Genomic DNA, 23,169 nt, shown 5'->3' with positions numbered 1-23,169 from the left:
CGGCCACGGCCGCGCCGCGGGCCAGCAGGGCCTCGACGGTGGCGCGGCCAATTCCTTTGCTGGCGCCGGTCACGATGGCAACTTTACCGGTAAGGTCCATTTATCTTTGGGAAAAGTAAGGCGAAATATGCGCAACGTGAGTTTGCGGCCGCAAGTTAGCGGCCTGGGAGGGTTTGGAGTTCGGAAGATGGTGGCCCGCGGTGGTTTTGGGCTGGTGCTCACCCTCGGCCTCACCACCTGCGGCCCCGGCCACGGCACCGATTGCATCAAAAGCACGGGAACCATCATTACGCAGCGGCGCGAGGTAGCGCCCGGCCTCGTCACCGTCACCGCCTACGACAACGTGGACCTGTACCTCGTGCAGGACCCCAACACCTACGCCGAAGTGCGCGCCGGCGAAAACCTGATTGACGACATCGAATTCACCCGCAAAGGCGACGCCCTCGAAATTGCCAACACCAGCAAGTGTAACTGGGCCCGCAGTTACGACACGCCCCGCGAAGTAACCCTGCACCTGCCACGCATCGACAACCTGTTTCTGCGCGGCCAGGGCAATGTGAGCACTGTGGGGCAATTTGTGCAGGACCAGGTTTTTTGCCACCTCGTCGGGGCTGGCGACTTCGACCTCAACTTCCAGGCCCGCTACCTCAATATCGACCAGTACGAACTGGGCGATTTTAACCTGCGCGGCGCGGCCGACGAGCTCAACTTTACCGTGGGCGGCTCGGGCCGCCTGTTTGCCCAGGGCCTGGCCCTGAAGCGCTGCTATTTCAAGATGACGCGCGACAGCGACGGCGATGCCCACGTGCGCCCCACCGACGTGCTTGATGGCCTCGTGGCCGGCACCGGCACGCTCTACTATGCCGGCAACCCGCCCGGCGGCGGTGTGCGCATCACCGGCACCGGCGGCAAAAAGCAGGAATAGTTTTTTTAGCACAACCCGCCGCGCATGACCGACTTTCTCGCTACCTGGGCCGCCACGCCGCTGGCCATCCTCAAATGGGGGCTGCTAGGCCTGCTACTCACCAGCAGTAACATCTGGAACAATACTCGGTTAGCCATTGGAATCGGTTTAGGGCTGGCGTTGGTGGGCGTAGGGGCGTTGTTCAGAATAACACATTGGCCTTTTGCCGACTATTTGCTCATTGGTGGTGCAGTTGTAGTAGCCATCTCCTACAACTTATGGTTTCGCGCCAAGCTGCAATGCGAGTCGCTCGACTACCTGAAACTCGCCTGGGTGCTGGCCGCCATGAGCACCGTGGTGGCCATGTCCGTATTCCGTCCGTGGCTAAAGCCGCTGGCCAGCATTGCCGAAGCACTGTTCTGGGCCGTGGCATTGCTCTATGTTTATCAGCGTTTCATCCGCCGGGCTGCGCCCGATACTGAATAGTGCCGCGCCTACAAGTCGCCCAGCTGCGGCCGAATCAGCAATTCCTCCACCACGGCGTGGGGCGACAGCGAATAGGTGCCAAATACCGCTTCGGCCACATCCTCAGCCTGTACGAACCGCTCGCGGGGTAGCTCCACGCCCTCCCAGCTGGCCGTGAGGGTGGGCCCGGGCAGCACCGCCGTTACGCGCACGCCGGCCGGCTTCAGCTCCTCGCGCAGGTTTTTGGTGAAGCCCAGCAGCGCGTGCTTGGCAATGCCGTAGGAGCCGCCATTGGGATAGGCCGTGATGCTGGCCGTGGAGCAGATGGTGAAAATATGGCCGCGCTGTTGCGCAATGAAGCCCGGCAGTAGCGGCAGCGTCACGTCGTAGGCGCTGAGCAGATTTACGGCCAGCATCTGGCGCAGCTGCGAGCCGTCGGCGGGCTCGTCCTGCAGGCGGCCGGGCACGAAGGCGCCGGCGTTGTTCACCAGCACTTCAATTTGTAAGCCCAGGCCTTGCACGAAGGCGGCGAAGCGGGCGCAGTCTTCGGGCCGGCTCAGGTCGGCAGGCTGGGTGTGTAGGGTAGCGCCGGTAATTTCGGCCGTTAGGGCGGTTGTCAGCTCAGCCAAGTCGGCGGCCGAGCGGGCGCAGGTAGCCACCGGAAAGCCGGCGCGCAGAAAGCGCGCCACTACCGCGCGGCCAATACCTTTGCTGCCGCCCGTCACCACGATTAAATTTTTGTTGGTTTCCACTGTCGGGTTTCGTTTTTACGTATGGAGGCCAACCGCTAGGCGGCCCGTTATGCTAACCTCTGGCCCCAAACTTCGGTTTTTATTTCCCAACCTCTCCCTATGCTCACCACTTTCGGCTCGTTCGTCCTCTTCCTGCGCGGCATGGTTACGCGCACCGAGCGGTTCCGCGTCCTCTGGAACCGCACCATCGACGAAGCCATTCTCATCGGCGTCGACTCCATCGTCATCGTCTCCATCGTGTCGGCCTTCATCGGGGCCGTTACCTGCGTCCAGATTGCCTACAACCTGACGAACCCGCTCATTCCGCAGTCCACCATCGGCTACATGGTGCGTGAAATGACCATTCTGGAGCTCGCGCCCACCATCACCAGCATCGTGCTGGCCGGCAAAGTGGGCTCCAGCATTGCCGGCGGCCTGGGCACTATGCGCATTACCGAGCAGATTTCGGCCCTCGAAGTCATGGGTATTAATTCCACGTCGTACCTCGTGCTGCCGCGCATTCTGGCCGCGCTGCTCATGTTTCCGCTGCTGGTTATCATGGCCATGCTGCTGTCTATCCTGGGCGGCTACCTGGCCGGCACCCTCACTGGCGTGATGACGGCCCAGGACTACATCGAAGGCATCCGCACCGATTTCATCCCCTACAACATCGTGTTCGCCCTCATCAAAGCCATCGTGTTTGCCTTCCTCGTGTCGGGCATCTCGGCCTTCAAGGGCTACTTCACTACCGGCGGCGCCCTCGAAGTCGGCGCGGCCAGCACCGGCGCCGTGACCAACTCTATCATCGCCATCCTCATCGCCGACTTCGCCCTGGCGGCCATTCTACTCTAATCAATGGGTGAATGAGCGAATGAGTGAACGGGTGAATAAAACGCCCGCGCTCATTCGCTCATTCGCTCATTCGTTCATTCACCCATTGACCCAATGATTGAAGTATCCAACGTCGAGAAATCATTCAACGGCACGCAGGTGCTCAAGGGTATCACTTGCACCTTTGAGACCGGCAAGTGCAACCTGCTGCTCGGCGGCTCGGGCACCGGCAAAAGCGTGCTACTCCAGTGCATCGTGGGGCTGATGAAGCCCGACATGGGCTCCATTACCTTCGACGGCACGGTATACACCAACAGCAAAATTGATATCCGCCAAGAAATCCGCCGTAAAATCGGCATGCTGTTCCAGGGGTCGGCGTTGTTCGACTCCATGACCGTGGCCGAAAACGTCGAGTTTCCGCTCCAGATGCTCACGCCCGAAATGAGCCCCGAGGAGCGCCGCGAGCGGGTCGAATTCTGCCTCAAGCGTGTGGGCCTCGAAAAAGCCGGCAATAAAATGCCCGCCGAAATTTCGGGCGGTATGAAAAAGCGCGTCGGCATTGCCCGCGCCATTGCGCCGCAGTGTACCTACCTGTTTTGTGATGAGCCCAACTCCGGCCTCGACCCGCTCACCAGCATCAAGATTGATAGCCTCATTCAGGAAATCACGCACGAGTACGGCATCACCACCGTCATCGTGACGCACGACATGAACTCAGTTATCGAAATTGGCGAGCACATCATCTTCCTGCACCAAGGCAAAAAGCTTTGGGACGGTACCAAAGATGAAATCCTCAACGCCCAGGTGCCCGAGCTCAAAGACTTCATCTTCAGCAGCAGCCTAGTACGCGCCGCCAAGCGCGTCGACGAAGAAACCGAAGGCGGCATGGCCGCTTTTGCCGAAGGCAGCGAGTCGGGCGGCGGTATTTAGGTTTTAACGTTTTGTAAAAGAACGTCCTGCTGAGCTTGTCGAAGCGTCTCTACCGTGCAAGTAAATGAGTTGCTCTGCGCAGTAGAGATGCTTCGACAAGCTTAGCAGGACGTTCTTTTTTATACTGTCAACCGTACTATTCTTTCGGCAGTAGCAGTTCCAAGTGTCCCAGATGGTGCCGGCCGTGCCAGGCATACAGCGCCAGCGTCTGCTCCAGCGTTGAGGTGCGCTGGTTGCCGGGATGAAAGAATGTGCGCTGCCACTGTTCGTCGGTCAGATGTTGCAGCAGGTTTACCCAACGGGTGTGCAGCGCCTCCAGCAGCGCCAGCGACACCGTGATGGGTGTAGCGGCTATGTCGGGCAGCTCGGCCCAGGCGGCCTCTTCGTAGGGCTTAATGCTAGGGTTGTCCTCCGTCAAAGCCAGCCGGAACCGGGTGTAGGCGTTGAGGTGTGAATCGGCCACGTGGTGAATGACCTGCCGGCCGTTCCAGCCGCCAGGGCGGTAGGGCTGCTCCAGCCCCACGCCGCCCACCGCCTTCGCTGCGGCCGTGAGCTGCGAAGGCAATTCGGCAATTTGTTGAATGAGGGCCGTCCGCTCGACGGCGGAGAGGGGCGCGGTGGGCAGCTGCGGCCGGCCAACGGGGTATTTCAGGGAATCATCGGGTGCGTTCATACCCGCAAAGAAAGCAAAAGCGCCGTCTCGGTCAGAGGCGGCGCTTTTGCTTGCGACTAATTAAAGAAGCTAATCAGCTTGAACACAAAAAATCTGTTCAATTCGCTAAAAACCGGTAAATCTACAGTCTTAACTGTTGCGCTTGTTGAGTTCGTCGCGGATTTTGGCGGCCTTTTCGTAGTCCTCCTTTTCCAGGGCTTGGGTCAGCATCTTGGTAAGCTCCTCCGACGATACCTGCCCGCTGGGCTCGCGCGGCTCGGGCTGGGCGCGGGTAGCGCGGGGCGACTCGGTTTCCGAATCGTCCTCGTCCTCATCATCGTCGTCTTCGGCGTCGTTATCGGTCTCGTCGAGGTCCGACAGGATAATGCCGGCTTCGCTGAGCACGCTTTCCACGGTGTAAATCGGCACGCCGAAGCGCAGGCCGATGGCGATGGCGTCGGAAGGACGGGCGTCGATTTCGAAGGTGGTCGCCCCGTCGGAACACACAATGCGCGAATAGAATACGCCTTCCTTCAGGTCCGAAATCACGACTTCCAGAATCACCACGTGCACGTGCTCGGCAAACGATTTGAATAGGTCGTGGGTGAGCGGCCGGTTGGGGCTGATTTTTTCTATCTGAATAGCAATGCTTTGGGCTTCAAACATGCCAATGATAATGGGCAAGCGGCGGTTGCCGCCCTTCTCGCCCAGAATCAGCGCGAAGGAGCCAGACTGCGACTGGCTGGAGGACAGGCCCAGGATTTCAAGCTGGATTTTTTTCAAGGTAATTCGAGGTGCTAGGTGTCGGGGGGGAGGGGAGAGGGGGCCGGCCAGCGGCCCGCCGGGGTGGCCCATCGGGATGGACGTGCAAATAAAGAAAAGTCCGGGCATCTGCCGCCCAAAACTGCTGCTGAAACCGGCCCGACCCCAAAAAGATTAGGGACCCAAACGGCAGCTTTCCGCGAAAAGCCGACCGCCAGGGTCCCCAATGTGCCCGCCGGGGCGGGGCTTGGTTGGTTAGTTCAGGGCCTTCACGGCGGCCGTCAGCTTGGGCAGTACGTCAAAAACGTCGCCCACGATGCCATAATCGGCCGCTTTGAAGAATGGAGCCTCCGGGTCTTTGTTGATGACCACAATCACCTTCGAGCTGTTCACGCCGGCCAGGTGCTGAATAGCACCCGAAATGCCGCAGGCAATGTACAGGTTCGGCGATACGGTGATGCCCGTTTGGCCCACGTGCTCGTGGTGGGGGCGCCAGTCCACGTCCGATACCGGCTTCGAGCAGGCCGTAGCCGCGCCCAGCGCCTTCGCCAGGTCCTCAATCAGGCCCCAGTTCTCGGGGCCCTTCATGCCGCGGCCACCCGATACCACGCGGTCGGCCTCGGGCAGCAGAATGCCGCCGGCCTGGTCCTGCATCACTACCTGCTTGGGCGCATCGGCGAAGTCGGTATCGCCGAGCTGGGCCGAGAAGCTGCTCACTTCGGCCGTTTTGCCGGCCTCGTGCTTGGCTTCGGTCGAGTTTTTCTTCACGGCGATGATTTTGCGGTCGCCGCTCAGCACCACGTCCGAAAACGCCTTGCCCGAGAACGCACCACGCTTCACGGTGAACTGGTCGCCGCTGACTTTGGGCAGCTCCACCACGTTGGTGGCCAGGCTGGCCTTCAGCCGCACCGACAGGCGCGAGCCCACGGCCGCGCCGATGTTGCTATTCGCAAGTACAATAATTTTCGCGCCTTCCTGCTCGGCCGCCGTGGCGATGAGCTTGGTGTAGGCGTTGTTCACGAAATCCTTGAGGCGGGGCTCGGCATCGTGCAGCACCTTGGTGATGCCCTGCTCACCAAGCTTGGCCAGGTTGGCGGCGTTGGCTTCGCCTACGGCGATAGCCGTGGCGGTGGTGCCCAGCATGGCGGCCACGTCGGCCCCGTACGAGGCCACTTCCAGCGACGACTTTTTTACTTCGCCGTCGGCGCATTCAACTACAACTAATACAGACATTTCTTTTCTTAATGAAGAATGAGGAATTAAGAATGAAGAATGAGAAATTGAAGGCGGCTTGTCACCAATTCCTCATTCTTCATTCTTCATTAAATAACCTTCGCTTCGTTGCGGAGCAGTTTGATGAGCTCGCCGGCGTTTTCGGCGTCGATGAGCTTCACACCCTGCTTCTTGGGGGGCAGCGCATACTCGGCCACGGTGGTCCGGGCGGGCTCGCCCACGGCGGGCACTACTTTCAGGGGCTTGGTACGAGCCGTCATGATGCCGCGCATGTTGGGGATGCGGGGCTCGCACATGGGCTGCTGGCACGAAGCCACGAAGGGCGTGTTCACGCTCACAATCTCCTTGCCGCCTTCAATCTCGCGCTCCAGGGTGGCGGTATTGCCGCTCATATCGAGCTTCATGGCCGGGGCCACCGTGGGGATGCCGAGCATCTCGCCCACCATGCCGTGTACCTGAAAGCCGTTGTAATCAATGCTTTCCTTGCCCATCAGAATCACGTCGTAGGCGCCTTCCTTGGCGATGGTGGCAATCTGCTCGGCCACGAAGTAGGCGTCCTGCGGGTGCGCGTCGACGCGGATGGCGTCGTCGGCGCCAATGGCGAGGGCCTTGCGGATGTTGGGCTCAGTGTCGGCCTGGCCCACGTTCAGCACCGTCACGGTGCCGCTGCCGGCGGCTTCTTTCAGCTCGATGGCGCGGGTGAGGGCGTACTCGTCCCAGGGATTAATCACGAACTGCACCCCGGCCTTGTTGAACTCCTTGTTATCGGGCGTGAAGGCGATTTTGGTGGTCGTGTCGGGCACGTTGGAAATGCAAACCAGAAACTTCATCTAAGCGGGATTAGGGTGGCGAAATCAAAGAAAAAAGGCTGCATGCATAACAACCTTCGAAGCGCGTACAGGTTTTGACAGAAAACTACGGTTTGGGGCAAAGCCGCGAAAAAGCCGCAATTTTGCCCCAAAGGTAAACAAATCTCTCCGCCGAATGAACACTCCTGCCACCCGATTGCAGCAACTATTGGCCTTTTATGCCGACGACCCCACCGACGCCTTCACCATTTACGCCCTGGCGACCGAATACCGTGCCCAGGAACCCGAGCGTGCCTGGGAATTTTATCAGAAATTACTGGCTGAGCATCCCGGGTACGTGGGTACTTACTACCATGCTGGCAAGCTGCTCGAAGAGTTTGGCCGCAAGGATGAGGCCGAGCAGGTGTACCGCAAGGGCTTGGTAGTGGCCAAACAGGCCGGCCAGCAGCACGCCGCCAGCGAAATCCGCCAGGCGCTGAATAGCTGCCTGGGACTTGACTATGAGGATGAATAGCCGCTTCCGCGCTGCATAGATGGGTTTTGACGGTGTTACCGAGGTTGCTGCATCAGCTTGGCAGGTTAATCCCCTTAAAGTGGGCGGTTTGACCGGGATAAATTGATGCTTGTCGTTTTTTAAGAAATAATTATTTAAACTGCCGGAGTTTTGTATATCACTTAATCTATATAAATTCTGCGTATTTCTGGTTCTACCACCATGAAAAACTACCTGCAGACCATTCGCTTAGCTTTTCCCCGGGAACTAGTGCGGCACCTGGCCGCTCGGCTGGGAGAGCGCGAGAGTGCCGTGAGCAAGGCGCTGAAAGGAATGGTGCCGGTGGTGTTGTGCCAGATGGTGATTCGGATTGGGGATGGCGGGGGGCGGGAATTGTTTGCGCCCATCGTGAAGCCCGACTGGCCCGGAATTCGAAATATTCGGAACCAAACGGAAGTGCTGGCGCTGCTGGGCAGCGGCCCGAGCCACAGCGCGGCGCTGCGGGCCGGCGAGCAGATGCTGAGCCAGCTGTTCGGCACCGGCCGGGCCGAAATGGAAATGACGATGGGCGCCTACGCCCAGATTCGGCCCGCGTCGGTTATCAGCCTGTTGCAGCTGGTCATAGCGGTTGTGGCTGCGGGCCTAGGGCAATTTGCCACGAGGCAGCAGTTTAGCGCCGCGCGGCTGGGCGAGGAGCTGGGGACTGCCAAGAATAAAATTTACAACTGGTTGCCCGCCGACATGCCCCGCTGGCCCGGCTTTCGGCGCCGGGCCGCCGTGGAGTCGCCGCACGCGGTGTGGGCTGCCGAATTGGCGCGGCCTTACTGGGTGCTTGTGTTGATGGTGGCGGGAGCAGCGGTGCTGGCGCTGCTGGTACTGGGAGCGTTGGCAAATCCGGCCGGGCGGGGAGGCGGCGGCCTGCTGGCCACTGTTGCGGCCGACTCAGTACATTATGCCCCCGTGACCAGGCCCGACACGGCTGCTGCCGCATTGCCGTATACGATAAGCTTGCCAGTTACTTGGTGAAAGGTGTCGTTGACCGAGGAAACGGCCGGCTTCGTCGGATGAATTTCAGATTCATTTTATCCTCACGGAAGCCAGCCAAACTTTGTCAGGTAATCCAAGCCCTCCATGTTTCGCAACGTCCTTTTGCTGGTGCTGGCCCTCGCGGCCACCAGCAGTGTGCAGGCCCAGGTAGCAAGCCCCGTTGCTACTCCCACAGCTGCCACCCCTCTGCCCACGGCTACCGCCGATACTATTCGCCTGACGCTGCCGCAGGCCGAGCAGCAATTCTTCCAGAATAATCTGGCCGTCCTGGCTCAGCAGTACAACGTGACTGTAGCGCAGGCCCAGGCCGTGCAGGCCCGCCTGATTGATAACCCGACGCTGTATGTGGAACAGGATGTGCTGCGCCGCCGCATCGGCCGGCCCGTGGTGCCGGAAGGCACGCCCAACAACGAGGCCATTGTGACGGTGCAGCAGTTGTTTTCGCTGGCTGGCCGCCGCAAGGCCGCCGGCGCGGCGGCCCAGCAGGGTGCCGTGGTGGAGCAGTATAACCTGCAAGACCTGTTGCGCAACCTGCGCTACCAGCTGCGCACTACCTTTTACGACCTGTACTTCAAGCAGCGCACCCTGTCGACCTACGCTACGGAAATTGCCTCGCTCTCGCGCACGGTCGATTTGTACCAAACGCAGTTTGAGAAAGGCAACATTGCCCTGAAAGAGGTGATTCGCCTGCGGGCGTTCCTGTTCACGCTGCGCAGCGAGCGACAGGGGCTGCTCAACGACGTGGCTTCCGACCAAGCCGACCTTCACGTGCTACTGCGCGATGCGACCGGCAGCCAGTACGCGCCCCAGGCCGACCTGGCCCGCACCCGCGACCTGACCCTGAATGGCTACTCGGAGCAGGCCCTGATTGACACGGCCCTAGTGCGCCGCACCGACCTGAATGCCCGCCGCGCCACTCTGGAGCAGCAAAACCTGAACCTGAAGCTGCAGCAAAAGCTGGCCGTGCCCGACCTGGCCGTGGGCTACACCTACGATAAGGCGGGTTCCTACATCAACAACTACCAGGCCCTGACGCTGGGCATGGCCGTGCCCATCTTCAACCGCAACCAGGGCAACATTCAGGCGGCCAAGGCGCAGGTGGCCGGCAGCAAGCTACAGGTCGACCAGCAGCAGCTGGTGGTGCAGAGCGAAGTGCACCAGGCCTACCAGCTGGCGGCCCGCAACGACGAGCTGTTCCAGAATACTGACCGCGACACGGCGCCCTTCGCCCGGCTGATGGTGGGCATTGAGCAGAGCTACGCCAAGCGCATTCTGAGCGTGGTGGAGTACCTCGATTTTTTCGAGTCGTATAAAAACAACCTGGTGCAGCTGAATACCTTGCGGGCCAACCGCGTGCGGGCCTTCGAGCAGCTGAATTTTGCCGTGGGCAAACCGGTGTTCCGCGCCGACCAGTAGCTTTCTTAGCGGTTAGCTACTGGCAGGGGCCCTTAAGCAGGCCTGCGCTACTAGCTTTTCGGCCAACCCATTTCTTCCGTATCTCATCAAGCTAACGGCTAGCAGCTAGTAGCTAACAGCTCAACATAATGAACCGTCCTTTCCTGGCCTTGCTGGCCGCCGTGGCCCTCGCGGGCTGCTCCAAACCCGAAGTGAAAGAAGAAAAGAAGGAGGGCTTCCGCCTGTCCGACACCATGATGTCGCAGATTGTGCTCGATACCGTGCGCCTGCGCCCGGTGCAGGACGAGCTGGTGCTGACCGGCGAAATTGCCACCGACGGCGACAAAACCGTGAAAGTGTACCCGCTGGTGGGCGGCGTGGTGGAGCAGCTGAAAGTGCAGCTCGGCGACAAGGTGACCAAGGGCCAGGTACTGGCCGTCATCAAGTCGGGCGAGATTGCCGATGTGCAGAACCAGACCACTGCGGCTACGTCCGACCTCGACATTGCCCGCAAAAACCTGGCCGTGGCCGAGGACATGTTCAAGGCCGGCCTGAACTCGGAGCGCGACGTGGTGCTGGCCCGCGCCGAGGTGACCAAAGCCCGCGGCACGGTGGGCAAAAACGTGAAGCAGCTGAGCGTGTATGGCATCGGCAAGGATGGCATGTACGAGCTGCGGGCCCCGATTTCGGGCTTCATTACCGAGAAGAATGCGACGGACCACGAGCAGTTCAACAACGACAACGTGAGCAACCTGTTCACGGTGAGCGACCTAGACGATGTCTGGATTATGGCCAACGTGTTCGAGTCGGACATTTCGAAGGTGAAGGAAGGCTACTCGGCCGACGTGACTACGCTCAGCTACCCGGACAAGCATTTCCGGGGCAAGATTGACAAGGTTTTCAATGTGCTCGACCCCGACAGCAAGGTAATGAAGGTGCGGGTGCGCCTCGACAACCCCGGCTACCTACTCAAGCCCGAAATGTACGCCCAGGTGCGCGTCGAGAACACGGAAGGGGAGAAAGCCCTGGCCGTGCCCGCCAAATCGGTGGTGTTCGACAAGGACCGCAACTTCGTGATGGTGTACAAGGACCGCACCCACGTCGAAACCCGCCCTGTGACCATCAGCAAAACGGTGGGCGACTACAGCTACGTAACCTCTGGCCTCAAGCCCGGCGAGGTGGTGATTGCCAAAGACCAACTGCTGGTGTACGACGAGCTGAATGACTAGCTTTTGTTGAGCAATTAGCCGATGGCTGCTAGCCGTTAGCTTTTCTCAATATGTTGATTTTGTGATTGAAAAAGAAGCCTGCATTGCGGGTCAGGCCATGCCTTTGCCTATTAAAAAAGGCTATCAGCTAACGGCTAATAGCTAACAGCTAAAAAACAATGAATAAATTCATTCAAGGCATTATCGCCTTTTCGCTGAAGAACAAGGGCTTCGTGTTCCTACTCACGCTCGTCGTGATTGTGATGGGCGTGGTGAGCTACCGGAACACACCGATTGAGGCGTTTCCAGACGTGACGAACACCGAAATCACCATCATCACGCAGTGGCCCGGCCGCTCGGCCGAGGAGATGGAGAAGTTCGTGACCGTGCCCATCGAAATTGCCCTGAACCCGGTGCAGAAAAAGGCTTCGGTGCGCAGCACCACGCTGTTTGGCCTATCGGTGGTGAAGGTGATTTTTGACGATGGCGTGGACGACGCCTTTGCCCGCCCGCAGGTGAACAACCTGCTGCGCGAGGTGGATTTGCCCGACGGCATCACGCCCGACGTGCAGCCGCCCTACGGCCCCACCGGCGAAATCTATCGCTACACGCTGGAGAGCAAAACCAAAACCGTGCGCGAGCTCAAGACCCTGCAGGACTGGGTAATTGAGCGCAACCTGAAGGCTGTGCCCGGCGTGGCTGATGTGAACAGCTTCGGTGGCGAGGTGAAGGACTACGAAATCTCGGTGAACCCCGGCAAGCTGCAGGACCTCGGCCTCACGCCCCTCGACCTCTACAACGCTGTGCAGCGCTCCAACATCAACGTGGGCGGCGACGTGATAAATCAGGGCCAGCAGAACTACGTGGTGCGCGGTATCGGCCTGCTGAACAACATTTCGGACATCACCAACACGGTGATTAAGAACGTGAACGGCGTGCCCATTCTGGTGCGCGACGTGGCCAAAGTGACCGAAAGCGCCCTGCCCCGCCTGGGCCAGGTGGGCCGCGGGCTGGAGGACGACAAGCTCGAAGGCATTGTGGTGATGCGCAAGGGCGAAAACCCCTCGGAAGTCATTGCCCGCCTGCACGATAAGGTGGAGGAGCTGAACAGCAAAATCCTGCCGCCGGACGTGAAGATGAAAACCTTCTACGACCGCCAGCAGCTCATCGATTTCTCGACGGAGACGGTGATTCACAACCTGATGGAAGGCATTGTGCTGGTGACGCTCATCGTGTTCCTGTTCATGGCCGACTGGCGCACCACGGTGATTGTGTCGGTGATTATTCCGCTGGCGCTGCTGTTTGCCTTCATCTGCCTGCGCCTGCGCGGCATGAGTGCCAACCTGCTGAGCATGGGCGCCATCGACTTTGGTATCATCATCGACGGAGCGGTGGTGATGGTGGAAGGGCTGTTCGTGGCCCTTGACCATAAGGCGCACGAGCTGGGCATGGAGCGATTCAATAAGCTCTCGAAGCTCGGGCTGATTAAGAAATCGGGCCGCGACATGGGTAAGTCCATCTTCTTCGCCAAGGCCATTATTATCACGGCGTTGCTGCCGATTTTTTCCTTCGAGAAGGTGGAAGGCAAGGTGTTCAGTCCGCTGGCCTGGACGTTGGGCTTCGCCCTGCTGGGCGCGCTCATTTTCACCCTGACGCTGGTGCCGGTGCTGGTGAGCATTCTGCTGAAAAAGGATGTGCGCGAGAAGGACAACTTCTTCGTGCGGGCCGTGAACAACGGCGCCAACCGCTTCTTCCGCTTCACCTACGCCCGCAAAACGGCTACGCTCATCATTGCCTTCGCCGTCACGGCCGTGGGGCTGTACTCGTTCTCGTTCCTAGGCTCGGAGTTTCTGCCGGAGCTGAATGAGGGCTCGATTTACGTGCGGGCGCAGTTGCCGCTGAGCATCAGCCTGGAATCATCGAATGAGCTGTGTAACCAGATGCGGCGCGACTTCCTGAGCTTCCCCGAGGTGAGCGACGTGGTGAGCCAGACCGGCCGCCCCAACGACGGCACCGACCCCACGGGCTTCTATAACAACGAGTTTCTGGTGCAGCTGAAGCACACGCCGGAAGTGGAGAAGAAGATGAAATCGAAGGCTTACCGCGAAGACCTGGTGGAGCGCATGAAGGCCAAGCTCGACAAGTTTACGGGCGTGGATTTCAACTTCTCGCAGCCCATTACCGACAACGTGGAGGAAGCCGCCTCGGGCGTGAAAGGCTCGATTGCGGTGAAGATTTACGGCACCGACCTGCCCACCCTTGAAGCCAAAGCTCGCGAGGTGTACGAGATATTGAAGAACGTGAAGGGCATCGACGACTTGGGCGTGCTGCGTAACATCGGCCAGCCCGAGTTCCACGTCGACCTCGACGAGCGCCGCATGGCCAGCTACGGCGTGAATAAGTCGGACGCCGCCGCCGTGCTCGAAATGGCCGTGGGCGGCAAGGAGGCCACCCAGCTCTACGAAGGCGAGCGCAAATTCCCCATCCGGGTGCGCTACGAGCCCCAGTACCGCCAGACGCCCGCCGAAATCGCGGCCCTGATGGTGCCCACGCAGTCGGGCAAAACCATTCCGCTTTCGGAAATCGCCAACATCGGCTCCGTGACGGGCCCGAGCCTGATTTACCGCGACGACAACCGCCGCTTCGCCGCCGTGAAATTCTCCATCCGCGGCCGCGACATGGGCTCCACCATCAAAGAAGCCCAGGAAAAAGTGAACCGCCACGTGAAGCTGCCCGCCGGCTACGAGCAGAAGTGGACCGGCGACTTTGAGAACCAGCGCCGCGCCACGCAGCGCCTCGCGCAGGTGGTGCCCATCTCGCTGGGGCTCATATTCTTCATCCTGTTCGTGCTGTTCAGCAACCTGAAGGATGCCGGACTGGTGCTGCTCAACGTGCCGTTTGCCATCATCGGCGGAATTGCGGCGCTGCTCATCACGCACACCAACTTCTCGATTTCGGCCGGCATCGGCTTCATCGCGCTGTTTGGTATCTGTATTCAGAACGGCGTGATTCTCATCTCCGTGTTCAAGCACAACCTCGTGCTCAAGCATTCGCTCGACCACAGCATCAACGAAGGCGTGATTTCGCGGGTGCGCCCCGTGGTGATGACGGCCCTCATGGCCACCATCGGCCTGATGCCGGCAGCCATCTCCACCGGCATTGGCTCGGAAACGTCGAAGCCCCTGGCCATCGTGGTTATTGGCGGGTTGATTACGGGTACCATCCTCACGCTCTTTGTGTTCCCGCTGGTGTTCGAGCGCTTCTACCGGAGCGAGCACACCAAGTACGTACCGCTGCCCGGCGAGCCCGGCTACGTAGAGCCGGTGGCTGCGCACTGAGGTAGAGACGCATAATTGCGTCTCTATAATTACTCCTCACTTAAATAGCCCGCTGCCTCATCAGGCAGCGGGTTTTTTTGTGTCCGGCGCTTCATTCAACACTCATGGATTACTCATCAACTTTTCACCAAATTCTCATAAACAGTCCCATCTGCTCCGCTTTTTCGCCCATCCCACCCTGGCATGAATAAATTTATATCCGGCATCGTTGCCTTTTCGCTGAAGAACCGCTTCTTCATCTTCTTCATGACGGCGCTGCTGGTGGCCGGAGGCAGCTACAGCTACATGCACACGCCCATTGAGGCGTTTCCGGACGTCACGAACACGCAGATGATTATCGTGAGCCTCTGGCCCGGCCGCTCGGCCGAAGAGGTGGAGCGGTTCGTGAGTACGCCGATTGAGGTGGCCATGAACTCGGTGCAGATGAAGAGTAATATGCGGAGCATCAGCATGTTCGGGCTGTCGGTGCTCAAGATAAACTTTGAGGACAACGTGGAAGATTTCTTCGCCCGGCAGCAGGTGAACAACCTGCTCAGCGGCGTGAACCTGCCTGCCGGCTGCGACTCGCACGTGCAGCCGCCCTACGGCCCCACGGGCGAGATTTTCCGCTACACGGTGCAGAGCCGCACCGGCCGCAGTACCAACGAGCTGCTCGCCATTCAGGACTGGACGGTGGAGCGGCAGCTGAAATCGGTGCCCGGCGTAGCCGACATTGCGGCCTTCGGCGGCACGCGCAAGGTGTACGAAATCAGCGTGAACCCTGCGATGCTGGCCAAGTACGACATGACGCCACTGGAGGTGTTCGAGGCCGTGCAGAAGTCGAACATGAACGTGGGTGGCGACGTGATTGAGAAGAACTCGCAGAGCTACGTGGTGCGCGGCATCGGCCTGCTCACCAAGCCGGAAGACATTGGCAATATCATAGTCAAGGATATTAACAACGTGCCCGTGCTGGTGCGCAACGTGGCCCAGGTGAAGGAAAGCAACGCCCCGCGCGTGGGCCAGGCCGGACTTGATGACCAGAGCGACGTGGTGGAGGGTATCGTGATTATGCGCAAGGGTGAGAATCCTGCCGAGGTGCTGGGCCGCGTGAAAGCCAAAATCGCCGAGCTCAACGAAAAGGTGCTGCCCAACGACGTGTACCTCAAAACCTTCTACGACCGCGACGTGCTGATGGACCACTGCACGCACACCGTCATCCACAACCTGATTGAAGGTATTGTGCTGGTCACGCTGATTGTGCTGCTGTTTATGGCCGACTGGCGCACCACGCTCACGGTGGGCGTGGTGGTACCGCTGGCGCTGCTGTTTGCCTTCGTGTGTTTGCGGCTGAAGGGTATGAGTGCCAACCTGCTTAGCATGGGCGCCATCGACTTCGGCATCATCATCGACGGGGCCGTGGTGATGGTGGAAGGCATCTTCGTGGTGCTCGACCACAAAGCCGAGAAGGTGGGCATGAAGAAGTTCAACAAGCTCGCCAAGCTGGGCCTGATTCGCAAAACCGGGGGCGAGCTGGGCAAGGCCATCTTCTTCTCCAAACTGATTATTCTGACCTGCCTGCTGCCCATTTTCGCCTTCGAGAAAGTGGAAGGCAAGATGTTCAGCCCGCTGGCCTACACGCTCGGTTTTGCGCTGGTGGGGGCGCTCATCCTCACCCTCACGCTGGTGCCGGTGCTGTGCTCGCTGCTGCTGAACAAGAACGTGAAGGAGCGGCACAATCTCATTGTAACATTCTTCGATACCATTGTTACCAAGGCGTTTGGCTTCACCTACCGCCACAAGCTGCTGAGCTTCGGCGTGACGTTGGCCGTGGTGGTGGCAGGGCTGTACTCGTTCAAATTCCTGGGCTCAGAGTTTCTGCCCGAGCTGAACGAGGGCGCGCTGTGGGTGGAAACCAAGCTGCCCATGTCGTCGTCGCTCACTGAAACCAACAAGATGGCAGCCAACTATCGCCGCATCCTGCGCTCGTTCCCGGAGGTGGTGTCGGTACTCTCGCAAACCGGCCGCTCCAACGACGGTACCGACCCCTCGGGCATCTACTACGTGCAGGCGCAGGTCAACCTCAAGCCCAAGGAGGAGTGGAAGCGAAACATCACGAAGGAGCAGCTGATTGATGAGATGGACGCCAAGCTGAAGGAGTACCCCGGCATCATCTTCAACTACTCGCAGCCCATCATCGACAACGTGGAAGAAGCCGTGGCCGGCATCAACGCCGCCTTGGCCGTGAAGATTTTCGGCAATGACCTCAAGGAGCTCGACGGCAAGGCCAATGAGGTGATGAAGGTGCTGAGCAACGTGCGCGGCGTGAAGGACCTGGGCATTCTGCGCAACCTGGGGCAGCCCGAAATGAGCGTGCGCCTCGACCAGACCCGCATGGCCGCCTACGGCGTGCAAACCGCCGATGCCCAGACTGTGGTGGAAATGGCCGTGGGCGGCAAAGCGGCCACCCAGATTTACGAGGGCGAGCGCAAGTTCGACGTAACGGTGCGCTACCCCAAGCAGGACCGCGACACGGAGGGCAAAATCGGCGAGCTGCGCGTGCCCACCATCCGCGGCGGCAAAGTGGCGCTCAAGGAAATCGCCGACATCGGCACCAGCAACGGCCCGGCCTTCGTGTACCACGATAACGGCCAGCGCTTCATCGCCGTGAAATTCTCCATCCGCGACCGCGACATGGGCTCGACCATCGCCGAGGCGCAGAAGAAAATGGACCAGACAATAAAACTCGGCAAGGGCTACCGCATCGAGTGGGCCGGCGAGTTTGAGAACCAGGTGCGGGCTACCAAGCGGCTCAGCCAGGTGGTGCCGGTGTCGCTGGTCATCATTTTTATCCTGCTGTTCATCACCTTCGGCAACGGCAAGGATGCCGCGCTGGTGCTGGCCAACGTACCGTTTGCCCTCATCGGTGGTATTGCGGCGCTGCACATTACAGGCGTCAATTTCTCCATCTCGGCTGGCATTGGCTTCATCGCGCTGCTGGGTATCTGTATACAGAACGGGATTGTGCTCATCACCGTGTTCAAGGAAAATCTGCGTAAGAAGCTCAGTCTGGCCGAAAGCCTGCGCCTGGGCGTGGCCTCGCGCGTGCGCCCCGTGGTGATGACGGCCCTCATGGCCATGATTGGCCTGTTCCCGGCGGCCCTCAGCACCGGCATCGGCTCCGAAACCCAGAAGCCGCTGGCCATCGTCGTCATCGGCGGGCTGGTGACGGCCACGGTGCTCACGCTGCTGATTTTCCCGCTCATCTTCGCTTTCTTCTACCGCGAGATGAACCAGAACGGCCCGGCCCCGAAGCGCCGGAAGCGGCAGCCGGAACTGGTGGGGGCGTAGCGCGAGAACGTTGTAGAGACGCAACATTTTGCGTCTCGTCGTTGCTGACGTTGTTTGGTTGTTTATGCGAACGGCGCGGCTCCGGTTGTTCAACGACGAGACGCAAAATGTTGCGTCTCTACATCGTTCAACGGCGGCGCACCTTATTCAGCAGTTCCACGACTTCCGGCGCAGTCCCGGTCAGCAGTACCCCGGCCGTGTACAGTACGGTGAGCACACCGCCGCGCAGGAGCAGGGTGAGGAAGGCGTGGCCGGTGTCAGGCAGCACCCAGGCGGCAAAACCAGCCCCCGCCGCCACGGCCAGAATGCGCACCGTGCTGGCATCGAAAGGCTGCATGCCGTAGCTGCGCCACACAAACCAGGTGCGGACCGTGTTGATGCCTACCAGCGCGATGCAGTAGGCCAGGGCCGCACCTTCCAAGTCGAACAGCGGGATGAGTACCCAGTTGAGCATAACTACGGCGGCGGCCAGTGAGACATTGAACACCAAATCGAAGCGGTAGCGCGGCGACGTGGCTACGATGATGCTGTTGACGCCCGTGATGCCGTCGAACAGCCGGCCGGCCAGCAGCAGCAGCACTGCCCCGGTGCCGGCCGCGTACTCGGGCCGGTGAATGAGGCCGTAGATGAAGTCGAGGTTTAGGCCAATGCCCAACGCCAGGTAGCAACCCAGCAATGTGTTGATGCGGGTGCTACGGCGGTAGAAATCGGCCATCTTGGCCATGTTGCCTTCTTTCCAATACTCGGCAATCAGCGAGAAAGCCGTTTTGTAAAGCGCCCGGAAGGGTAGCACCAGGGCAGTGCTCACATTGGTGGCAATTAGGTAGATACCGGCCGCCGCCAGGCTGACTTTGGTGCCCACCATTAGGCTGTCGATGTTGAGCAGAATAGTACCCGAGATGTTGCTCAGCAGCACGAAGGCTCCGAAGCCCAGCATCTCGCGCAGCGGCTTGATGCGAAGCGCCGCCCGCGTGGGACGCAGGTGCAGCTCGCCGATAGCCGCCAGATAAACGGTCAGCAGCACGGCTACCACCGCATAGGCTCCCACGTAGGTCAGCACGAAGCCGTGGAAACTGATAACCCCTTGGCTATAAGCAATGGCTGCGCCCACCAGCATCAGCCGCAGCAGGATTTCTTGGCAGAACGACGAGAAGGAGGTATGGTAGAGCGAGCGCAGGTAGGCGTCCTGCAGCGTACCCAGCATGATGCAGCCCGCCAGCGCAATGGCCGCCAGGTAATGCGGCGAAAGGAGGGCCGCATCGCCCGTGCTGTAGCAGCGTAGCAGCAGCGGCTTGCCCACCAGCAGGGCCAGCGCCACCACCATCAGCCCCAGCAGCGGCGGCCCCAGCAGCAGCGGAAAGAAGCCTGCGTGGTTGCGCCCCTGGTTCCGGAAAAACGGAAAGTATCGGATGCCCATGTTGGCAAACCCGAACGAGGCCACCTGCGCACCAATTGTAGCCAGTGGTAGTAACACACTGGCCGTGAGGCCAATCTGAGCCGGTGAGAGCAGGCGCGGCAGCACCAGAATGGTATTGGCAAAGCCGATGGCCAGGCCGACGTAGGAAATCAGGGTGTTGCGGATGCCCTGGCGTTGAACGATACCCAAACAGTAAGCTGGTAAATGAGTAATTGCGCAAAGGTTACTTCAGCCTGCCTGCTGGAAATGATGCAAGCGAAAGCAAGTGCTACGCGCCGCAAAGGTCGGCTACAATCTGGCTTCCGGTGCAGAAAGCCGCGCCGCGGGCCTGCAGGTACTGCATAATTTCGGCAAACTGCCGCGGCCCCGTCACAAGGTTGGCCGGGTCGAAATGGTCGTTGTGCCAGAGGATGCCGGCCACGCCGCCGAACTTCTCCATCTCGGCCAGCATGGGCCGCAGTGCGGGCAGGATTTCCTTGGCCTGCAGCTGTAAGTAGTTCGGGTGGTGCAGCGTAGCATCCATCACCTGAAGTGGAATTTCAAGAAAGGAGTGGGGTTGCCCCCGGCTGAAATCGAACGGAAAAAACGGGTGGCAGTACGAATGCCGAAAGCCGAAATGCTCGGCAAAGCCCAAGGTGGCATCGTAACGCAGGCCGGCCATTTCCAGCGCCTCCAGCCGCGTGGGCGTTTGGCGGGGCTCCCAGCGCAGGTAGTGAAACCGGATGCCGGCGGCAGGCACCGCCATCATTTCGCTGTGTTCCGTCGCAAGTCGGGCCAAGTCGGTGGCGGTGCCGATGCTGCCATGCAGCGCCAGCTCGAAACCCTGAGAAGCCAGCTGAATGAAACGTTGCCGTAAGGGCCGGTCAATTCGGTAGTCGGCGTTGGGCGTGCCGTCGGCACCGGGCCGGTGCTCGGGCAGGATGAAGAATGTGGAGCGCGCCCCATAGCGGGCCACAGTAGCCGCTACGGCTTCGAGGTTGTCCCAGGCGTCGGGCCGCGTCAGCCGACGCCACAGCCGCTGGCCGAAGCGCAGGAGGCGACCCGCTTTCAGGTCGGCCTTAGCCGGCGCTTTCCAGGAGCTGCGCAGCTCGTCGATGTCGTGGCTGATAAAAGCGGCGAAGGGCGCGGTGCCGGCCCAGCGGCGGGGCCGTAGCGGCTGGCCGGTGACGTGCTCCACGGCCGCCCGTAGTACGTCGAAATAGTAGTTCACCACGGGCAGCGCCACGAAGCCGTAGCGCTGCTGCACGCTCACCGCGTAGGGGAAGCGGCCGTGCCGGTCGCGGGCATCGGAGAAGTATTCTTGCCAGCCGCTGAGCAGGTAGAAGGCGGCCGAGATGAGGTCGGCACTGATGCGGCAGCGGCCGGGCTCCCGGTGGAGCAGCGGTGCGGCGGGTTGGGTATCGAAGAAAAAAGGCACTTGCTGGCCCGCCCACTCCCGGTAGTTCGGAGCCGCCGGGTAGGGCTGGGTACCTTGGAAAAAGTCTCCTGTCGCATCGGCAACTTCAATGGGAGGTTGATTGTCGGCGTAGCCAATCAGGCCTTGCGGTATCGCCTCGTAGGCCAGCGCAAAATGGCGCAGCACATAGCTTAACCGCGTAGCAACCGACACCGGGGCGGCGTCAATGGGCGGTAGAAAAGACGATGAAGCAATAGCTGGCATTGAGCTAAAAGTAATCGAATATCAGCTATTTGCAGCTACTTCATTCAGCCAGTCATTCAGGATACTGGCGGTGCGCTCGCGGCTGTGTCCTTCGTCGGGCGTGCCGAGGGTGGCGTTGTAATAATTGGCGCGCTGGTAGAGGTCGGCGGGCTTGTGATGGGCATAGCGGCGCAGGGCGGCGGCCAGCTCGGTGGGGCTGTTGGCGCGCTCCACCAGGCCGCGGGCAGTGTAGCCGTAGTAGTCGTCGGTGAGCGGGTTGGCGGCGAAGCGGAAGTAGATGCTGGCCACGTTGAGCATCACGGCTTCGAGGTGAGTGGAGGTGTCGGCGGCCACCAGCGCGTCCTGCCGCAGCGAGTGCACCAGCGTCCAGCCCAGCGCCCGCGTGAGAGCGGGCGAAACGAAATTCTCAAGCGCGGTCATCGTCGTCAGAATTAGGGGTGGAATTTTGGATTTCAATGTCATTGAGCAGGCGGCGGATTTGCGCCAGCTCGTCGGCCGACGTCTGGCGACTACCCAGGGCCTGCATCACCAGCTTCAGGGCCGAACCGCCGAAAGTGGCATCCACGAACTTGTCGAGGAGCAGGTTCTGGGTTTCCTGCTCGCGCACCGCGGCCCGGTACACGTGGCTGCGGTCGGCATCGTCGCGCCGCACCAAGCCCTTTTCCAGCATCAGCTGGCAAATCTTGAGCGTGGTGGTGTAGCCCACCTCCGCCTGCCGGCGCTGGCTCAGGTGGTCGTTGATGGCCCGCACGGTGGCGGGCCCGTGCTGCCAGAGCACGTGCAGGATTTCCAACTCGGAATCCGTAGGTTTGGGGGGCGGTGCTTTGCTCATGTCGAAAGATACGAGTTATTACGAACTATTTCGTAGAACAGAACAAAGATTATACGAACAGCTTCGTAGTTGCAAGACATACGTACGAAATTATTCGTACAAATACACAAACAAGCTTTAATTCATTGATTTAAAGCCGTATAATTTTTATCCAAGTACCCGAATATTGCTGCGAGCACTATGCTTTAGCACTCACTTCGCTTTTTAAGCCCGCCCGGTCTGTCGGCCACATGCTGCTTAAGGCGGATTTACCTCGTGCTGCACCAATCGGCGGATTCAGTTCACCGACGAGACGTCAGAATGCATCTCTACTCCGTTTCGCAGGTTTTACACCCAGCACTAGCAGCATCTGCGTCTGGGGCGGGCATCGCTCACCGGAAGACGCGAAGTGTCGCGTCGCTACAGCGGCTGCTCGCGGCGCTTCGTGAGCGTGACGCGCGCGCGCTGGCAGATGCCGCCCAGCGGCGGATTGAACTTGCTGACGCTGATTTTCACCTTGCGCACGCCGGGCAGCTCGGCCACAATGCGGTCGAGCACGCGGTGGGCTACGTGTTCTAGCAACCGGGCGGGGGCGCGCATTTCCTCGGCCACGAGGCGGTAGAGGACTTCGTAATTCACCGTTTGCTGCAGCTTGTCGGACTCACCAGCGGCCAGCAAATCGGTTTTGATGTAGAGGTCGACGCCGTATTTATTGCCGATTTTCTGCTCCTCGTCATAGTAGCCGTGGAAAGCAAAAAACTCCAGCCCTTCGAGTGCGATTTGGCCCATGTGGTGAAGTGGTGAGGTGGTGAATTGGTGAGGTGGTGAATTAGCGAGCGTCGAAATAAGTCCGCCAGCCATTGTACCGCCGCAAAGGTCGGGGCTTAAAAACGGAAAGCCCGTCCGAAGACAGGCTTTCCAATTGTCTTGCGCCGAAAAGTCAACGCAATCCATCAAATCTGTTAACTCTGCGGTCTAGATTTCATCAAAGAAGGACTTCTCTGCTACTGCCGTTTCGGCGGGTGCGGCAGCGGCCATACCGGGCTGGCCGGGATGCGTTACGGGTGCAGGCTGGCTGATTTCGGGCTGGCTCGGCGCGATGGGCTGAATGTCGGGCGCGGCGGGCTGCACGTAGGGCGGGTTGGGCTCGGGC

The 23,169-nt window shown here is 60.0% G+C and carries 21 protein-coding genes; 10 read left to right on the top strand and 11 right to left on the bottom strand.

Annotated elements, in window-relative coordinates; translation table 11 throughout:
• The coding region (locus ACYVDE_RS01835) for an SDR family NAD(P)-dependent oxidoreductase (protein WP_460499775.1) at positions 1 to 100 on the bottom strand (100 nt) is incomplete at its 3' end.
• An 87-nt stretch (positions 101 to 187) separates the two neighbouring features.
• Here ACYVDE_RS01835 and ACYVDE_RS01830 point away from each other — a divergent pair.
• Positions 188 to 925, top strand: coding sequence for a head GIN domain-containing protein (locus ACYVDE_RS01830; protein WP_460499773.1), 738 nt, complete (start codon positions 188 to 190; stop codon positions 923 to 925).
• Positions 926 to 949: 24 nt separating this feature from the next.
• Positions 950 to 1,390 (top strand): GldL-related protein, encoded by a 441-nt coding sequence (locus tag ACYVDE_RS01825; RefSeq protein WP_460499772.1) that lies wholly within the window; start codon positions 950 to 952, stop codon positions 1,388 to 1,390.
• Between the two features lie 8 nt (positions 1,391 to 1,398).
• On the opposite strand, the gene ACYVDE_RS01820 is transcribed toward ACYVDE_RS01825, so the two are convergent.
• Positions 1,399 to 2,121 carry an SDR family oxidoreductase gene (locus ACYVDE_RS01820; RefSeq protein ID WP_460499771.1) on the bottom strand — a complete coding sequence of 241 codons (723 nt, stop codon included), beginning with the start codon at positions 2,119 to 2,121 and terminating at the stop codon, positions 1,399 to 1,401.
• Positions 2,122 to 2,220: 99 nt separating this feature from the next.
• On the opposite strand from ACYVDE_RS01820, the gene ACYVDE_RS01815 reads away from it, so the two are divergent.
• Entirely contained in the window at positions 2,221 to 2,952 is a 732-nt protein-coding gene (locus ACYVDE_RS01815) for an MlaE family ABC transporter permease (protein ID WP_460499770.1), read from the top strand.
• 93 nt (positions 2,953 to 3,045) lie between these two features.
• Complete coding sequence (locus ACYVDE_RS01810; RefSeq protein WP_460499769.1) at positions 3,046 to 3,861, top strand: ABC transporter ATP-binding protein; 816 nt, start codon at positions 3,046 to 3,048, stop codon at positions 3,859 to 3,861.
• A gap of 136 nt (positions 3,862 to 3,997) precedes the next feature.
• On the opposite strand, the gene ACYVDE_RS01805 is transcribed toward ACYVDE_RS01810, so the two are convergent.
• The 4 genes from ACYVDE_RS01805 to ACYVDE_RS01790 all read right to left on the bottom strand — a co-directional run bounded on the left by ACYVDE_RS01805 (position 3,998) and on the right by ACYVDE_RS01790 (position 7,338).
• Complete coding sequence (locus tag ACYVDE_RS01805; RefSeq protein WP_460499768.1) at positions 3,998 to 4,534, bottom strand: metal-dependent hydrolase; 537 nt, start codon at positions 4,532 to 4,534, stop codon at positions 3,998 to 4,000.
• Between the two features lie 129 nt (positions 4,535 to 4,663).
• Positions 4,664 to 5,296 carry a bifunctional nuclease family protein gene (locus tag ACYVDE_RS01800; protein WP_460499774.1) on the bottom strand — a complete coding sequence of 211 codons (633 nt, stop codon included), beginning with the start codon at positions 5,294 to 5,296 and terminating at the stop codon, positions 4,664 to 4,666.
• 234 nt (positions 5,297 to 5,530) lie between these two features.
• A complete protein-coding gene (locus ACYVDE_RS01795) occupies positions 5,531 to 6,508 on the bottom strand; it encodes an electron transfer flavoprotein subunit alpha/FixB family protein (protein WP_460499766.1) in 978 nt (325 codons plus the stop codon).
• Between the two features lie 89 nt (positions 6,509 to 6,597).
• A complete protein-coding gene (locus ACYVDE_RS01790) occupies positions 6,598 to 7,338 on the bottom strand; it encodes an electron transfer flavoprotein subunit beta/FixA family protein (RefSeq protein WP_460499765.1) in 741 nt (246 codons plus the stop codon).
• 154 nt (positions 7,339 to 7,492) lie between these two features.
• On the opposite strand from ACYVDE_RS01790, the gene ACYVDE_RS01785 reads away from it, so the two are divergent.
• The 6 genes from ACYVDE_RS01785 to ACYVDE_RS01760 all read left to right on the top strand — a co-directional run bounded on the left by ACYVDE_RS01785 (position 7,493) and on the right by ACYVDE_RS01760 (position 18,128).
• Complete coding sequence (locus tag ACYVDE_RS01785) at positions 7,493 to 7,831, top strand: tetratricopeptide repeat protein (RefSeq protein WP_460499764.1); 339 nt, start codon at positions 7,493 to 7,495, stop codon at positions 7,829 to 7,831.
• Between the two features lie 201 nt (positions 7,832 to 8,032).
• A complete protein-coding gene (locus tag ACYVDE_RS01780; RefSeq protein WP_460499763.1) occupies positions 8,033 to 8,836 on the top strand; it encodes a DUF937 domain-containing protein in 804 nt (267 codons plus the stop codon).
• Between the two features lie 105 nt (positions 8,837 to 8,941).
• On the top strand, positions 8,942 to 10,273 hold the full coding sequence (locus ACYVDE_RS01775; protein WP_460499762.1) for a TolC family protein: 1,332 nt from the start codon (positions 8,942 to 8,944) through the stop codon (positions 10,271 to 10,273).
• A gap of 128 nt (positions 10,274 to 10,401) precedes the next feature.
• On the top strand, positions 10,402 to 11,481 hold the full coding sequence (locus ACYVDE_RS01770) for an efflux RND transporter periplasmic adaptor subunit (RefSeq protein ID WP_460499761.1): 1,080 nt from the start codon (positions 10,402 to 10,404) through the stop codon (positions 11,479 to 11,481).
• Between the two features lie 158 nt (positions 11,482 to 11,639).
• On the top strand, positions 11,640 to 14,798 hold the full coding sequence (locus ACYVDE_RS01765) for an efflux RND transporter permease subunit (RefSeq protein WP_460499760.1): 3,159 nt from the start codon (positions 11,640 to 11,642) through the stop codon (positions 14,796 to 14,798).
• Positions 14,799 to 14,981: 183 nt separating this feature from the next.
• The gene (locus tag ACYVDE_RS01760; RefSeq protein ID WP_460499759.1) at positions 14,982 to 18,128 is read left to right on the top strand and encodes an efflux RND transporter permease subunit; all 3,147 of its coding nucleotides are present in this window, start codon (positions 14,982 to 14,984) and stop codon (positions 18,126 to 18,128) included.
• A gap of 127 nt (positions 18,129 to 18,255) precedes the next feature.
• On the opposite strand, the gene ACYVDE_RS01755 is transcribed toward ACYVDE_RS01760, so the two are convergent.
• The 5 genes from ACYVDE_RS01755 to folB all read right to left on the bottom strand — a co-directional run bounded on the left by ACYVDE_RS01755 (position 18,256) and on the right by folB (position 22,805).
• Positions 18,256 to 19,734 carry a lipopolysaccharide biosynthesis protein gene (locus ACYVDE_RS01755; RefSeq protein ID WP_460499758.1) on the bottom strand — a complete coding sequence of 493 codons (1,479 nt, stop codon included), beginning with the start codon at positions 19,732 to 19,734 and terminating at the stop codon, positions 18,256 to 18,258.
• A gap of 79 nt (positions 19,735 to 19,813) precedes the next feature.
• Positions 19,814 to 21,127, bottom strand: a complete 1,314-nt coding sequence (locus ACYVDE_RS01750; RefSeq protein ID WP_460499757.1) for a DUF7033 domain-containing protein — start codon at positions 21,125 to 21,127, stop codon at positions 19,814 to 19,816.
• Positions 21,128 to 21,226: 99 nt separating this feature from the next.
• Positions 21,227 to 21,625 (bottom strand): hypothetical protein, encoded by a 399-nt coding sequence (locus ACYVDE_RS01745; RefSeq protein ID WP_460499756.1) that lies wholly within the window; start codon positions 21,623 to 21,625, stop codon positions 21,227 to 21,229.
• Positions 21,612 to 22,037, bottom strand: coding sequence for a BlaI/MecI/CopY family transcriptional regulator (locus ACYVDE_RS01740; protein ID WP_460499754.1), 426 nt, complete (start codon positions 22,035 to 22,037; stop codon positions 21,612 to 21,614). The genes ACYVDE_RS01745 and ACYVDE_RS01740 overlap by 14 nt, the downstream gene beginning before the upstream one ends.
• A gap of 399 nt (positions 22,038 to 22,436) precedes the next feature.
• Positions 22,437 to 22,805, bottom strand: a complete 369-nt coding sequence (folB, locus tag ACYVDE_RS01735; protein WP_460499753.1) for a dihydroneopterin aldolase — start codon at positions 22,803 to 22,805, stop codon at positions 22,437 to 22,439.
• Positions 22,806 to 23,169: the final 364 nt, after the last annotated feature.

It is taken from the genome of Hymenobacter agri, from assembly GCF_054778495.1.
This window is presented reverse-complemented; position numbering and strand designations above follow the sequence as displayed.

Bases quoted from the DNA above. Each gene is read 5' to 3' on its own strand.
- ACYVDE_RS01830 (WP_460499773.1), top strand. From the start codon at position 188: ATGGTGGCCCGCGGTGGTTTTGGGCTGGTGCTCACCCTCGGCCTCACC.
- ACYVDE_RS01825 (WP_460499772.1), top strand. From the start codon at position 950: ATGACCGACTTTCTCGCTACCTGGGCCGCCACGCCGCTGGCCATCCTC.
- ACYVDE_RS01815 (WP_460499770.1), top strand. From the start codon at position 2,221: ATGCTCACCACTTTCGGCTCGTTCGTCCTCTTCCTGCGCGGCATGGTT.
- ACYVDE_RS01810 (WP_460499769.1), top strand. From the start codon at position 3,046: ATGATTGAAGTATCCAACGTCGAGAAATCATTCAACGGCACGCAGGTG.
- ACYVDE_RS01805 (WP_460499768.1), bottom strand. From the start codon at position 4,534: ATGAACGCACCCGATGATTCCCTGAAATACCCCGTTGGCCGGCCGCAG.
- ACYVDE_RS01795 (WP_460499766.1), bottom strand. From the start codon at position 6,508: ATGTCTGTATTAGTTGTAGTTGAATGCGCCGACGGCGAAGTAAAAAAG.
- ACYVDE_RS01790 (WP_460499765.1), bottom strand. From the start codon at position 7,338: ATGAAGTTTCTGGTTTGCATTTCCAACGTGCCCGACACGACCACCAAA.
- ACYVDE_RS01785 (WP_460499764.1), top strand. From the start codon at position 7,493: ATGAACACTCCTGCCACCCGATTGCAGCAACTATTGGCCTTTTATGCC.
- ACYVDE_RS01780 (WP_460499763.1), top strand. From the start codon at position 8,033: ATGAAAAACTACCTGCAGACCATTCGCTTAGCTTTTCCCCGGGAACTA.
- ACYVDE_RS01775 (WP_460499762.1), top strand. From the start codon at position 8,942: ATGTTTCGCAACGTCCTTTTGCTGGTGCTGGCCCTCGCGGCCACCAGC.
- ACYVDE_RS01770 (WP_460499761.1), top strand. From the start codon at position 10,402: ATGAACCGTCCTTTCCTGGCCTTGCTGGCCGCCGTGGCCCTCGCGGGC.
- ACYVDE_RS01765 (WP_460499760.1), top strand. From the start codon at position 11,640: ATGAATAAATTCATTCAAGGCATTATCGCCTTTTCGCTGAAGAACAAG.
- ACYVDE_RS01760 (WP_460499759.1), top strand. From the start codon at position 14,982: ATGAATAAATTTATATCCGGCATCGTTGCCTTTTCGCTGAAGAACCGC.
- ACYVDE_RS01745 (WP_460499756.1), bottom strand. From the start codon at position 21,625: ATGACCGCGCTTGAGAATTTCGTTTCGCCCGCTCTCACGCGGGCGCTG.
- ACYVDE_RS01740 (WP_460499754.1), bottom strand. From the start codon at position 22,037: ATGAGCAAAGCACCGCCCCCCAAACCTACGGATTCCGAGTTGGAAATC.
- folB (WP_460499753.1), bottom strand. From the start codon at position 22,805: ATGGGCCAAATCGCACTCGAAGGGCTGGAGTTTTTTGCTTTCCACGGC.